Genomic DNA, 12,509 nt, shown 5'->3' with positions numbered 1-12,509 from the left:
AGTTACTCGCCATCAGCCTGCGAAGCAGGCGGGCGAAACAGAAGTTGACTTGTCGAGGCCACCACGGCGACAAGTGGCGTCAGCCAATCCAGCGCCCCGACAACAAAGACGAATCGCGCGACGAACGCAAGAAGGCCTCAGCGCTTCTTGCGTTCCTCTTCCTTATCGAGCCGCTGCAGGATATACCACTGCTGCGCCAGCGAAACACCGGCGTTGGTCGCCCAATACAGCACCAACCCGGCCGGGAACAGTGCGAACAGGAAAGCGAAGACGATCGGCAGGCCTTGCATGATCTTGCGCTGCATCGGGTCCATGCCGGCGGCCGGCATCAGGCGCTGGGTGATGATCATGAAGATGCCGTTGAGAATCGGCAGGATGAAGTACGGGTCCGGCTGGCTCAGATCGGGTACCCACAGGAACGCGGTCTGTCGCAGTTCGACCGACTCCAGTAATACCCAGTAGAGCGAGATGAAGATCGGAATCTGGACCAGGATCGGCAGGCAACCACCAAGCGGGTTGACCTTTTCCTTCTTGTAGATCTCCATCATGGCCTGACCGAACTTCTGCCGGTCGTCGCCATAGCGTTCCTTGAGTTGCTGAATGCGCGGCTGCAGTTTCCTCAGCTTGCCCATCGAGCGGAACTGGGCTTCGGTGAGCTTGTAGAAGATCAGCTTGATCAGCAGGGTCAGCACGACGATCGACCAGCCCCAGTGGTTGATCAGGGTATGGATCTTGTCCAGCACCCAGAACAGCGGCCGCGAGAGGATGGTGAAAAACCGATAGTCGACCGTAAGGCGCAGGCCCGGCGCGACCTCGTCAAGACGATTCTGCAGTTTGGGACCGGCATACAGGCGGGCCGTGAATGCATGGCGGTCGCCGCCAGGCACCGTCACCTGCGGTGAGGTGGCGGCCAGCACATACTGCGGAAGTACGTTGCTTTCGACGTGGCGCGTGGTATAGCGATGGCGCTGGTCTTCGGGTGGAATCCAGGCAGCCAGGAAATAATGCTGGATCATTGCCGCCCAGCCGCCACTCAGGGTGGCCTGGAAAGGCTTTTCGGCGATATCGTCCCAACCGATCTTGGTCAGGGCATCTTCGGGGGAATAAACGGCCGTGCCGTTGTAGCTGAACTGCTCGGGATTGGTGAACGCCCAGCCGGCATCGCTGAAGTCCGGCCGGGTTCGCTGGAGCTGGACATATCGGGCACCCTGCCAGTCTGTGGTGGCATCGTTGATGACCTCGATTTCCAGGTCGATGACGTAATCGTCACGATAGAAGATCCAGGTGGCGACGACTTCGAGACCGGATTCGTGCGTCCATGTAAGCGGCACCTCGAGCCGGTCCTCACCGGGCTGCAGCTCGTAGGAATCGCGCTCGAACTCCCAGCGACTTCGGTGATTCGGCGCCGGCTGATCTGCGCTGACCAGTCCGGCCTGGGCGACGAACAACTGTGGCAGGTCCTCGACCAGCAGGACGAAAGGCCGATTGGGCTGATCGACGCTGACCGGGTAGTCCTTCAAACGCAGATCGACCAGGGTGCCGCCGTTGGCGTCGAGATCGACGGTCAGGACATCGGTACTGACCGAAATCCGACGAGATGCCCGGATCTCGGGTTGGGTCGCCGGTACGTCTTCGGCTGCATCCGATGACGAATCGTCGGCAAAATCGGGGACGTCGGGCAGGTCTGCCGGAGCGCTCGGGGCTTCAGACGCTGAAGGATCTGCGGAATCGGCAGACTGCCCGGCGCTTTCCTGAGCCGGACGCGGCGGGGGCGCGTAGTCCTTCTGCCATTCCAGATAGACCATAAAGGCCAACAGGCCGACGAGGAGAAGAAGAAAACTGCGCGTATTCATGAGTTGTCGCTAAACCGCTGCCATAGTTGTTCGAGCGTTGTTCTCAGGGTGTGGCGGTCGGCAGATGCTGCGGCCGACCGGGCCACGACGACGTAGTCAAGCGGTTCGAGCCGCCCGCGCCAGAGCCGGAACGACTCGCGAATCTGGCGCCGTACGCGATTTCGAACGACGGCCCGCGGCGACACCCGGCGCGAAACAGCCATGCCCAAACGCGCGTGCTGCGCGGGTGCATAGTGAATCCGGAATAACTCGTTGCCCCGGTTGCGGCGAGCGGCAAACACGTTTGCAAACTGTGCGCCGGTGAGCAATCGCGCCGAGCGCGGCAGGTGTTGCCGCTCAGGCATTCTCCGCCGACTTACCGGCCGGGATTGGCGCCCAGGCGTTTGCGGCCCTTGGCGCGGCGGGCGTTGATGATCGCTCGGCCCGACTTGCTGGCCATACGGGCACGGAACCCGTGACGGCGAAGGCGCTTGATTCTGGAAGGTTGGAATGTCCGTTTCATGACCGAATCCGTAAACTGTTGGCGATAGAATGATCGGCGCCCTGCGCTTCACGGAGCCTCGGGCGGAAAGGCTTCGCCCGCAAGCGCGAGGAACCGATCAGTCACCGGCCCGTGCGAGCAAGCGCATGGAAGCCTAACAAAAGACATCAAGGATAACGTCTCGGCGTAGTGCATGTCAACGTTTCAGGGCTCGCACAGCAGCGTTACGGGATCTCGCGAGACCGGCCGTCGCGACAAGATGATTTTGCCTGCCAACCGGACTAGACTGGGCGACTTATGACCGAGCAGCAACAAACCGACCAGGTGATCACGCTTTGGCAGCAGTGCCTCGAAAGGCTCGAGCGTCACATTCCGCTGGAGGAACTCAACACCTGGATCCGCCCGCTGCAGCTCGGCAGCAACGGGGGCAGCAAGGTCCATCTGACAGCACCCAACGACCTGGTTCGCGATCAGGTCCGCCAGCACTATCTGGACATGGTGCGCGATTTTTTTGCCCACCACGGTTTCGAGCGTGCCGCGGTGACCATCGATGTCGGCCACCGCGCCGAGCCGCGCCAGGTTCGGGCGCATACGAGTGACGGCGGCGCCTTTGGCCTCGACGATCGCTACAGTTTCGACAATTTCGTACTCGGCAAGTCCAACGAACTGGCCTTCGCCGCTGCCAAGCAAGTGGCCAACAATCCCGGCACCGTCTACAACCCGCTGCTGCTCTACGGTTCGACCGGCCTGGGGAAGACCCACCTGCTGCATGCCGCCGGACGCTTCATTGCGGCGCAGAATCCGAATGCCAAGGTGATGTACATGCATTCGGAAACCTTCGTCAGCGAGATGATCCAGGCGCTCAGGCGCGACAGCATCGACAATTTCAAGCGCCGCTATCGCTCCGTCGACACCTTGCTGATCGACGATATCCAGTTTTTCGGCGGCAAGGACCGTTCGCAGGAAGAGTTCTTCCACACCTTCAATACCCTGCTCGAGTCGCGCCAGCAGATCATCCTCACCTGCGACCGCTACCCCAAGGAGGTTGACGGCATCGAGGCGCGGCTTCGCTCGCGCTTTGGCTGGGGCCTGACGGTATCGATCGAGCCGCCGGACTTCGAAACCCGCGTTGCTATCCTGCAGAAAAAGGCCACCGAACGCGGCCTGGGTCTCGAGGATGACGTCGCTTTCCTGATCGCGCGACGTATTCGCTCCCATGTGCGCGATCTCGAGGGCGCACTCAATTCCCTGATTGCCAACGCCAATTTTTCCGGCCGCAAGATCGACCTCGAATACACCCAGGAGATCCTGCGCGACGTGCTGGCGGTACACGACCGCCTGATCACCATCGAGAATATCCAGAAAGTGGTTGCCGATTTCTACCAGCTGCGCGTGGCCGACCTGCTGTCTCGTCGGCGCAGCCGCTCGATCGCCCGGCCGCGCCAGATGGCCATGTATCTGACCAAGGAACTGACGGAACACTCGCTGCCGGAGATCGGTAATGCATTCGGCGGTCGCGATCACACGACAGTGCTTCACGCCTGTCGTAAAATCGATAGTTTGTGCGAGTCCGACGGTCGCCTGCGCGAGGAACACGCGCGACTGACTCGGGAGTTGACCAGTTGAGGGACAAAGTTGTGGGGAGATGCTGAACAAGCTGTGGACAAGTTTGGACCGAAAAGTTATCCACAGTTCGCCAACAGCAAGCGCAGCCTGTTTTCCGAAGTGGTTTTGTGACACAACTCGTTGAAATAAAAAGGAAATAATCTTGTTCAACAGTTTCAACAGGACCTACTGCTACTGGTTTTTTCTTTATAAACAAGAACAGATACAGGCACACGATTGCCTCGACACGAAGGAGCAACCATGAAGTTCTCGATTCCACGTGAGACGCTGCTGGCACCGATCTCCCAGGTGGTGAACGTGGTCGAACGGCGGCAAACGCTGCCAGTTCTGGCCAATTTCCTGATCGAAGCCGTTGACGAGGGGCTGCGCATCACGGGTACCGACATGGAAGTCGAGGTGATCGCCCGGGCCAAGGCCGAGGTGGCCCAGACCGGATCGATTACCGTGCCGGCCCGCAAGCTGGTCGACATCTGCCGCGCCCTGCCCGAGGGCGTCCAGATCAACGTCCAGCTCAACGATGACAAGCTGGCACTGCACGCCGGGCGCAGTCGCTTCAGTCTGGCGACCCTCCCGGCCACGGAGTTTCCGTCGAGCGACCAGGCCGAAACACTGCAGACCTACGAGGTCAACCAGGGCCGGCTGCGCTGGCTGCTCGAGAAAACATCCTTCGCCATGGCACAGCAGGATGTTCGCCACTATCTCAATGGCCTGCTGCTCGAGTTCCGTGAGGGGCAGTTGCGCGCAGTGGCCACTGATGGGCACCGCCTGGCCCTGGCCGAGGCTGAGGCCGAGATCAGCGGCGAGGTGCGTAGCGTGATCGTCCCGCGCAAGGGGGTGATGGAGCTCAACCGCGTTCTCGAGGACATCGACGAGCCGCTCAAGGTCATGCTCGGCCAGGGTTTTCTGCGCGTTGACCGTGAGCGTATCGTCATGACGACCAAGTTGATCGACGGGCGCTTCCCGGATTACGAGGCGGTCATCCCGCTGAGAAGTGACGATCCCATCCGGGTCGATCGTGGCGAAATGACGCATGCCCTGCAGCGCGCCGCCATCCTGTCGAACGAGAAATACCGCGGCGTACGTCTGGAAATGCTGCCCGACACGCTCAAGATCGTGGCTCACAATCCGCAGCAGGAAGAAGCCACCGAGGAAATCGAGGCCGAGCACAGCATCGAAAAGCTGAAGGTGGGCTTCAACGTCAATTACCTGCTCGACGCCCTGGGGTCCATGGAGGGGGAAAAGGTTGCCATCTCGATCAAGGACGCCAACAGCTCCTGCCTGGTCACGGATACCGACAGCGAAGCGGTGCGTCAGGTCGTGATGCCGCTCAAACTCTAGGTTGGTACTCATCTCTTGAGCCTGGGCCGGCTGACGATCCGGGGGTTTCGTAATCTCGAGCCGCTTGAGCTCGCCCCCGGCCCGGGCGTCAATTGGCTGTTCGGTCCCAACGGGGCCGGCAAGACCAGCGTACTCGAGGCCATTTTCCTGTTGGCCCGGGGACGATCTTTCCGCTCCGCACGCACGACCAGCGTTATTCAGCGCAACGCACAGTCCCTGACCGTCATGGCGCAGCGCGCCGACATTGACCACCGCCTGGGTGTCGAACGGGACCCCGATGGCTGGCGCGGCCGGATCGACGGCCGGGACTGCCAGCGCATCAGTGAATTCGCCGCCCTGCTCCCCCTGGTGCTGATCGAGCCGGGCAGTCACGCCCTGCTCGACGGCGGTCCGGAGCGGCGTCGGCAATTTCTGGACTGGCAATTGTTCCACGTGGAACATGAATATCTGACGGGCTGGCAGCGCCACGCCCGGCTGCTGCGGCAGCGCAATGCCGCGCTCAAGGCCGAGGCCAGCAATGCCGTGCTGGATGCGCTTGAGCCGGAATACCTGAAAAGCGCCGAGCGCATCAACAGCGCTCGCGCTTCGCTGGTCGAAGTCCTGGCCGCCGAAGTGAGCGCTGTGCAGGAAACGCTGGCGTTTCGCCTGCCCGGCCGGATCGGGCTGCGTTATCGGCCCGGTCACCCCGCAGACATCGAGCTGGCCGATGTCGTGCGCGAGCAGCGCGGGCGAGACCGGGAGCGCGGATTCTCCCGTCACGGCCCCCACCGGGCTGAGCTGGTGTTGAGCTGCGGAGAGCAGCCGGCAGCGGAGTTGTCACGCGGTCAACAGAAGCTGGTCGCCATCGTGCTTTTGCTGTCGCAGTTCCAGCGGGTCGAACGCGGCCAGGAATTGGCGCCCCTGCTGCTGATCGACGATCCGGTTTCGGAGCTGGATGGGCCGCACCTGGACGCCCTGATGGCGTGGCTGGTCGAGCGCCCGGTCCAGTCCTGGATCACGGCCACCCGCGGTTCGCCGATCCCGGCGCAGATGTTCCACGTGGAACAGGGCGCGGTCACGCCAATGGTATAATCAGAGGGTTCGCAAGCCCGAATCGCCGGACTGCCTTTCGGCGCGCGCAAACCGACTCAGGAAAACACTTCTTCATGGCGCAAGACAACTACGGTTCGACCAGCATCAAGGTCCTCAAGGGTCTCGATGCCGTCCGCAAGCGGCCCGGCATGTACATCGGTGATACCGATGACGGCACGGGCCTTCACCACATGGTTTTCGAGGTTGTCGACAACTCGATCGACGAAGCCTTGGCCGGCCACTGCGACCGGATCCGGGTGATCCTCCACGGCGACGGATCGGTCAGCGTTTCTGACAACGGACGCGGCATCCCGGTTGATCTGCACGAGGAAGAAGGTCGCTCGGCGGCCGAAGTGATCATGACCGTCCTGCATGCGGGCGGCAAGTTCGACGACGACTCCTACAAGGTTTCCGGCGGACTGCATGGTGTCGGTGTTTCGGTGGTCAACGCCCTCTCGGAAAAACTCGAACTGGTGATCCATCGCCAGGACGAGCGCTGGTACCAGAGCTATACCGACGGCGTGCCCGATGCACCGCTGAAGGCGACCGGCAAGAGCGAGCGAACCGGCACGGAAATTCGCTTCACGCCCAGCCCGGTCACCTTTTCCGACACGGAGTTCCACTACGATGTGCTGGCCAGGCGTCTGCGCGAGCTCAGCTTCCTGAACTCCGGCATTCAGATCGAGCTGATCGACGAGCGCTCGGGCAAGCAGGATCGTTTCATGTACGAAGGCGGAATTCGCTCCTTCGTTCAGCACCTGAGCGGAAAGAAAAGCCCGCTCCACCCCACGGCCCTGCACTTCATCGCCGAGGTGGACGGCATTAGCGTCGAAGCGGCGCTACAGTGGACCGACGCCTATCAGGAATCGGTTTTCTGCTTCACCAACACCATCCCGCAGCGGGATGGCGGCACTCACCTGGCCGGTTTTCGCGCCGCGCTGACGCGCACCATCAATCACTATATCGATGAAGAGGGTCTGGCCAAGAAATCCAAGGTCCAGACCACCGGTGACGATTGCCGCGAAGGCCTGATTGCGGTGCTCTCGGTCAAGGCGCCCGATCCCAAGTTCTCGTCGCAGACCAAGGACAAGCTGGTTTCGTCTGACGTCAAGCCGGCCGTCGAGTCCGCCCTGTCCGGGCACCTGCGCGACTTCCTGCTCGAGCACCCCAGCGAGGCCAAGGTCATCGTCGGCAAGGTGATCGAGGCTGCCCGCGCCCGCGAAGCTGCCCGCAAGGCGCGCGACATGACGCGCCGCAAGGGTGTGCTCGATGTGGCAGGCCTGCCGGGCAAACTGGCCGATTGCCAGGAAAAGGATCCAGCGCTGTCGGAGCTGTTCATCGTCGAGGGCGACTCCGCCGGTGGCTCGGCCAAGCAGGGCCGCAACCGCAAGTACCAGGCGATCCTGCCGCTCAAGGGCAAGATCCTCAATGTCGAAAAGGCACGTTTCGACAAGATGCTGGGGTCGGCGGAAGTCGGCACCCTGATCACGGCCCTGGGCACCGGCATCGGCAAGGACGAGTTCGACATCGAGAAGCTCAGGTATCACCGCATCATCATCATGACTGACGCCGACGTCGACGGCTCGCACATTCGCACCCTGCTCTTGACCTTCTTCTACCGGCAGATGCCGGCGCTGATCGAGCGTGGGCACGTCTATATCGCCCAACCGCCGCTGTACAAGATCAAGCAGGGCAAGCAGGAGTGGTATCTCAAGGACGAGGCCGAGATGAACCATTACCTGCTCGAGCGCGCCCTCGACGGTGCCGGGTTGTTCCCGTCGGCCGAGGCGCCGGCGATCGACGATGCTGCGCTGGGTGAACTGCTCAAGAACTTCCAGCAGGCGCGCCTGGTCGGTGAGCGTCTGAAGCTCCGATACGATGCCGATGTAATCGAGCAAATCGTTGATTTCAAACCATTTTCTCTCGAAGAGGGTTTCGATTTCGATGCCTGGGCCGAGGCCCTGACCGCGCGGCTGGAGCAGACCACCCCGGCCGGAGTGAGTTGGAAAATCAAGCCCCTGACCGGTGGCGGCGTGGTCGTCTCGCGCTTTGCCCAGGGCGTGGTGCAGGACACCGTGCTGGATACCTCTTTCTTCAACTCGCCCGAGTACGCCCATCTGGCGCGGGTCGGTGCGGCCGTGCACGACCTGTTCGAGGAAGGCGCCCGGATCGAGCGCGGCAATCAGCAGCGGCCGGTTTCCCGCTTTGCCGAGGTGTTTGACTGGTTGATGGATGAATCCCGCAAGGGCCGCAGCTTCCAGCGCTTCAAGGGCCTGGGTGAGATGAACCCCGAGCAGCTCTGGGATACCACGGTCAATCCCGAGACACGGCGTTTGCTGCGTGTGAATATCGAGGATGCCGTGGCGGCCGATGAGATCTTTTCCACCCTGATGGGCAGCGAAGTCGAACCCCGCCGGGCTTTCATCGAAGACAACGCCCTGCAAGTGTCGAACCTGGACATCTGACGCGGCCTGATTGCGCGGGACAGGCCCGGATCGCCTAAAGCTTCGAAAAACGAGGAAAAATTCGAAATTCCAGGCACCAAGTACCAAACAAATTCGAATGAGCAAAATTCGAAGGTTCCAAAAAAGCTGGTGCTAGAACCGACAACTTGCAACTAATCAACGTTGGCCAGCGCGGTCTTGAGATCGTCAAAGGCGGGTCCGTTGTCGACGGGTGAATCCCCCACAACACAGAGCTTCAGGCCGGCCCGGTCGGCGGCTGCGATCAAATCCTGATCGGCGCCGATAAGCGCCATTTCGCCGACGTTGCGACCATATCGTCGCGCGGTCTGTTGAAAATCATTCTTCTGTTTCTCGCGGCGGCTGAACAAACCGGTGCCGAAATAGAGCACCCCGTCGAGCTCGGCGCCGGCGCGCATGAAAAGCTGGTGGAACTGCTGCTGCAAGGCCAGGTCGCGGTCGACGTTACGCCGGGTCGGCCGCCAGCTTCTCGGCCGCGGTGCCACCAGCAGGATGCGGTGTCCCTTGCGCTGAAAACTCACAACCTGCTCGATACAGCGCGCGTCCGGACGGTCACGCTCGGTGAGCAGTGAGCGCTCGATCAGGACGGGTGCGGCCGGCGCGGCCATCAGCGTCCCAGCCGGGCGACGTCGGCGACCTGCAGGAACTGCCGGCGCAGGCGCTCGAGCAGGGCCAGGCGGTTGGTGCGCAGGGCCTTGTCGTCGCACATCACCATCACCTGGTCGAAGAAAGTATCGACTGGCTCACGCAGCCCGGAAAGCACCGAAAGCGCGGCTGGGTAATCGGACCGCACCAGGGCTTTTTCGACTGAACGCTCGGCCGCCGCGATTGCAGCTGAAAGCGATTTCTCGGCTTCATCATGAAGCATTTTGTCGCTAACGTCTCCAATTGAGCTTTCTTCCGCTTGTTTCAGAAGGTTGCTGGCGCGCTTGTTCGCGGCCACCAGGGAGGCCATGGTCGGGTCGTCGGCGAAGGCCTGCACGGCGCGGGCGCGGGCCATGAAGTCGGCCACCGAACCGGCCCGGCCGGCGGCGACGGCGTGCACGGTATTGGCCTCGATGCCTTGCTCCGAGGCCCAGGCCCGCAGTCGTTCGAATACGAACTGCTCGACTTCGTCGATCAGGCCGGCATCGACTTTGACCGCGTCCCTGAGTATTTTGGCCGCAGCCTCGACCATGGCGCGAAGCGGCGTGGCGGTTCCCGATTCAGCCAGGATGCGGACCACGCCGAGAGCAGCCCGGCGCAGCGCGAATGGATCCTTTCCGCCCTTGGGTTTCTGGCCGGCGGCGAACACGCCAAGCAGGGTGTCGAGGCGGTCGGCCAGGGCCAACGCCTGTCCGGCCGGATCCGCTGGCAGATCGTCACCAGCATGGCGCGGCCGGTAATGACTTTCGATGGCATCGGCGACGGCCGGATCCTCGCCGCCTTCCAGGGCGTAGTAGCGCCCCATGATGCCCTGCAGCTCGGGAAACTCGCCCACCATTTCCGTGACCAGGTCGCATTTGCACAGCCCGGCAGCGGCGCGCGACGTTTCAACATCCGCTCCGATCGCCTCGGCCGTGTGGTCGACCAGGCGTTCCAGGCGTCGCGCCTTGTCGCCGATGCTGCCCAGCTTTTCCTGGAACAGCACCGCATCAAGCCGTTCACGCTTGTCGCCCAGCGCTGTTCGACGATCCTGGTCCCAGAAGAAGCGTGCGTCGGACAGGCGCGGCCGGATTACCCGCTCGAAGCCGGCGGTCATCAGTGCCGCATCCTTGCTTTCGATGTTGGCCACGGCGATAAAGCGCGGCGCCAGCGAGCCGTCAGGTCGGCGCAGGGCGAAACTCTTCTGATGTTGTTCCAGCGAAGAAATCAGGGCTTCTTCCGGCACGGCCAGGAAGGACTCGTCGAAATGGCCCATCACGGCCACCGGCCATTCGGTCAGGCCGGCGACTTCGTCGAGCAGGCCCTCTCGCAGCACCGGCTCCAGCTTCGCGTCCCGGGCCAGCGCTTCGGCCTGTTCGGCAATGCGTTGGCGCCGCCGCTGGGGATCGACCAGGACGAAGGCCTGCTCAAGGACCTTTTCGTAGTCCACGGCGTCGCCGATCTCGTGCCAGCCGGGCGCGTGAATGCGATGGCCGCGCGTGCGCGTTCCGGCCTCGAGCCCGAAGTATTCGAGTTCGACCGGGAGGTCGCCGTGCAATACCAGCAGCCAGCGCACCGGCCGCAGGAAACGTTCCTCGCGATCGGACCAGCGCATCGAACGGGCGCCGGCCATCGAGCGGATGGTGGCATCGAACATCGCCGGCAACAGCTCGACCAGGCTCTTGCCCGCTTGTTCGACGCGGGCGAACAGCCAGCGGCCCTGGTCGGTCTCGAGCCGCTCGAGCTCGTCGACCGAGCGGCCGACGCTGCGGGCAAAACCTTCGGCCGCCTTGGTCGGCTGCCCGTCGGCATCGAATGCGACGTTCTCGGCCGGGCCCTTGCGCTCGAGGACCTGGTCAGCCTGACGGGCGGCCACGTCGTAAATGCGAATCGCCAGGCGCCGCGGTGTGCCCAGCCGGACAATGCCTTCAGTGGAATCGATCAGCCCGGCTTCTTCGAGCCGTGAGCCCAAGCCTTCGGCCAGCAGGCTGAGTTGCGCGTCGATTTGCGCGGCCGGCAGCTCTTCGCAGCCGATTTCGATCAGCAGGTCGGCGCGTTCGCTCATGCCGCGACCTCCCCGGCATCTTTCAGGCCCGGAAAGCCGAGCGATTCGCGCCGCGCCAGGTAGGCCTCGGCGACGCGCCTTGAAATATCGCGCACGCGAAGAATATAGCGTTGTCGTTCGGTCACCGAAATGGCCCGGCGCGCGTCGAGCAGATTGAAGGTGTGCGAGGCCTTGAGCACCTGGTCATAGGCTGGTAGCGGCAGGTCGGCCTCGACCAGGCGGACGGCCTCGTTGTAGCAGGTATCGAACCAGGCAAACAGGCTGTCGACGTCGGCCTGTTCGAAGTTGTAGGCCGACTGCTCGACCTCGTTCTGGTGGAATACGTCGCCGTAGGTCACGGTGCCGAACGGCCCCTCGGTCCAGACCAGGTCGAACACGCTGTCGACGCCTTGCAGGTACATGGCCAGGCGCTCCAGACCGTAGGTGATCTCGCCCATGACCGGCTTGCTGGGCAGGCCGCCGGCCTGCTGGAAGTAAGTGAACTGGGTCACTTCCATGCCGTTGAGCCAGACTTCCCAGCCCAGGCCCCACGCACCGAGCGTCGGCGACTCCCAGTTGTCCTCGACGAAGCGGATGTCATGCACACTCGGGTCGATGCCGATGGCGTCGAGCGAGCCGAGATAGCGCTCCTGGAAATCCAGCGGCGAGGGCTTCATCACCACCTGGTACTGGTAGTAGTGCTGCAGCCGGTTGGGGTTTTCGCCGTAGCGCCCGTCGGCGGGCCGCCGGCAGGGTTGCAGGTAGGCCGCGTTCCACGGTTCGGGACCGATCGAGCGCAGGAAGGTCGCCGGGTGGAACGTGCCGGCACCCACTTCCAGGTCGAGCGGCGCGGTCAGTACGCAGCCCTGGTCGGCCCAATAGCGGTCGAGAGTGCGGATGAAATCCTGAAAATTCACGGTCTGAACCCGACTTGTGCGGTGCAAAGCACACCAGTATACCTTTGGCGCGCTGCCTTCGGCTAACATGCG

General features: G+C 62.7%; 10 protein-coding genes. 4 read left to right on the top strand and 6 right to left on the bottom strand.

The genetic code is table 11. From position 1 onward, the window contains the following. Window positions 1-137: 137 nt before the first annotated feature. From yidC to rpmH, 3 genes are read right to left on the bottom strand one after another with little or no spacing between them, the layout of a single operon-like run. The gene (gene yidC / locus G4Y73_RS09465; protein WP_164231387.1) at window positions 138-1,853 is read right to left on the bottom strand and encodes a membrane protein insertase YidC; all 1,716 of its coding nucleotides are present in this window, start codon (window positions 1,851-1,853) and stop codon (window positions 138-140) included. Further along, a complete protein-coding gene (rnpA, locus tag G4Y73_RS09460; protein ID WP_164231386.1) occupies window positions 1,850-2,197 on the bottom strand; it encodes a ribonuclease P protein component in 348 nt (115 codons plus the stop codon). Before rnpA ends, yidC begins: the two co-directional genes overlap by 4 nt. A gap of 11 nt (window positions 2,198-2,208) precedes the next feature. Then, the gene (gene rpmH, locus G4Y73_RS09455) at window positions 2,209-2,355 is read right to left on the bottom strand and encodes a 50S ribosomal protein L34 (RefSeq protein WP_116898869.1); all 147 of its coding nucleotides are present in this window, start codon (window positions 2,353-2,355) and stop codon (window positions 2,209-2,211) included. A gap of 276 nt (window positions 2,356-2,631) precedes the next feature. Between rpmH and dnaA the strand changes: the two genes are divergently transcribed. From dnaA to gyrB, 4 genes are all read left to right on the top strand, one after another. Next, complete coding sequence (gene dnaA, locus G4Y73_RS09450; protein WP_164231385.1) at window positions 2,632-3,960, top strand: chromosomal replication initiator protein DnaA; 1,329 nt, start codon at window positions 2,632-2,634, stop codon at window positions 3,958-3,960. A gap of 240 nt (window positions 3,961-4,200) precedes the next feature. Further along, window positions 4,201-5,298, top strand: coding sequence for a DNA polymerase III subunit beta (gene dnaN / locus G4Y73_RS09445; RefSeq protein ID WP_164231384.1), 1,098 nt, complete (start codon window positions 4,201-4,203; stop codon window positions 5,296-5,298). A 15-nt stretch (window positions 5,299-5,313) separates the two neighbouring features. Beyond that, window positions 5,314-6,369 (top strand): DNA replication/repair protein RecF, encoded by a 1,056-nt coding sequence (gene recF / locus G4Y73_RS09440; protein ID WP_164231383.1) that lies wholly within the window; start codon window positions 5,314-5,316, stop codon window positions 6,367-6,369. A 74-nt stretch (window positions 6,370-6,443) separates the two neighbouring features. Continuing rightward, a complete protein-coding gene (gyrB, locus tag G4Y73_RS09435) occupies window positions 6,444-8,834 on the top strand; it encodes a DNA topoisomerase (ATP-hydrolyzing) subunit B (RefSeq protein WP_164231382.1) in 2,391 nt (796 codons plus the stop codon). Between the two features lie 152 nt (window positions 8,835-8,986). Here the strand turns inward: gyrB and G4Y73_RS09430 are convergent, their stop codons facing one another. From G4Y73_RS09430 to glyQ, 3 genes are read right to left on the bottom strand one after another with little or no spacing between them, the layout of a single operon-like run. Next, window positions 8,987-9,460, bottom strand: coding sequence for a hypothetical protein (locus tag G4Y73_RS09430; protein ID WP_164231381.1), 474 nt, complete (start codon window positions 9,458-9,460; stop codon window positions 8,987-8,989). Then, complete coding sequence (gene glyS / locus G4Y73_RS09425; RefSeq protein ID WP_164231380.1) at window positions 9,460-11,541, bottom strand: glycine--tRNA ligase subunit beta; 2,082 nt, start codon at window positions 11,539-11,541, stop codon at window positions 9,460-9,462. The genes G4Y73_RS09430 and glyS overlap by 1 nt, the downstream gene beginning before the upstream one ends. Next, the gene (gene glyQ / locus G4Y73_RS09420) at window positions 11,538-12,437 is read right to left on the bottom strand and encodes a glycine--tRNA ligase subunit alpha (RefSeq protein ID WP_346426846.1); all 900 of its coding nucleotides are present in this window, start codon (window positions 12,435-12,437) and stop codon (window positions 11,538-11,540) included. Before glyQ ends, glyS begins: the two co-directional genes overlap by 4 nt. Window positions 12,438-12,509 lie beyond the last annotated feature (72 nt).

Source organism: Wenzhouxiangella sp. XN201 (assembly GCF_011008905.1).
Classification (GTDB): domain Bacteria; phylum Pseudomonadota; class Gammaproteobacteria; order Xanthomonadales; family Wenzhouxiangellaceae; genus Wenzhouxiangella.
The sequence above is the reverse complement of the archived record's forward strand: the minus strand, read 5'-3'. Positions and strand labels throughout refer to the sequence as shown.

Bases quoted from the DNA above. Each gene is read 5' to 3' on its own strand.
- yidC (WP_164231387.1), bottom strand. From the start codon at position 1,853: ATGAATACGCGCAGTTTTCTTCTTCTCCTCGTCGGCCTGTTGGCCTTT.
- dnaA (WP_164231385.1), top strand. From the start codon at position 2,632: ATGACCGAGCAGCAACAAACCGACCAGGTGATCACGCTTTGGCAGCAG.
- glyS (WP_164231380.1), bottom strand. From the start codon at position 11,541: ATGAGCGAACGCGCCGACCTGCTGATCGAAATCGGCTGCGAAGAGCTG.
- rpmH (WP_116898869.1), bottom strand. From the start codon at position 2,355: ATGAAACGGACATTCCAACCTTCCAGAATCAAGCGCCTTCGCCGTCAC.
- dnaN (WP_164231384.1), top strand. From the start codon at position 4,201: ATGAAGTTCTCGATTCCACGTGAGACGCTGCTGGCACCGATCTCCCAG.
- G4Y73_RS09430 (WP_164231381.1), bottom strand. From the start codon at position 9,460: ATGGCCGCGCCGGCCGCACCCGTCCTGATCGAGCGCTCACTGCTCACC.
- rnpA (WP_164231386.1), bottom strand. From the start codon at position 2,197: ATGCCTGAGCGGCAACACCTGCCGCGCTCGGCGCGATTGCTCACCGGC.
- gyrB (WP_164231382.1), top strand. From the start codon at position 6,444: ATGGCGCAAGACAACTACGGTTCGACCAGCATCAAGGTCCTCAAGGGT.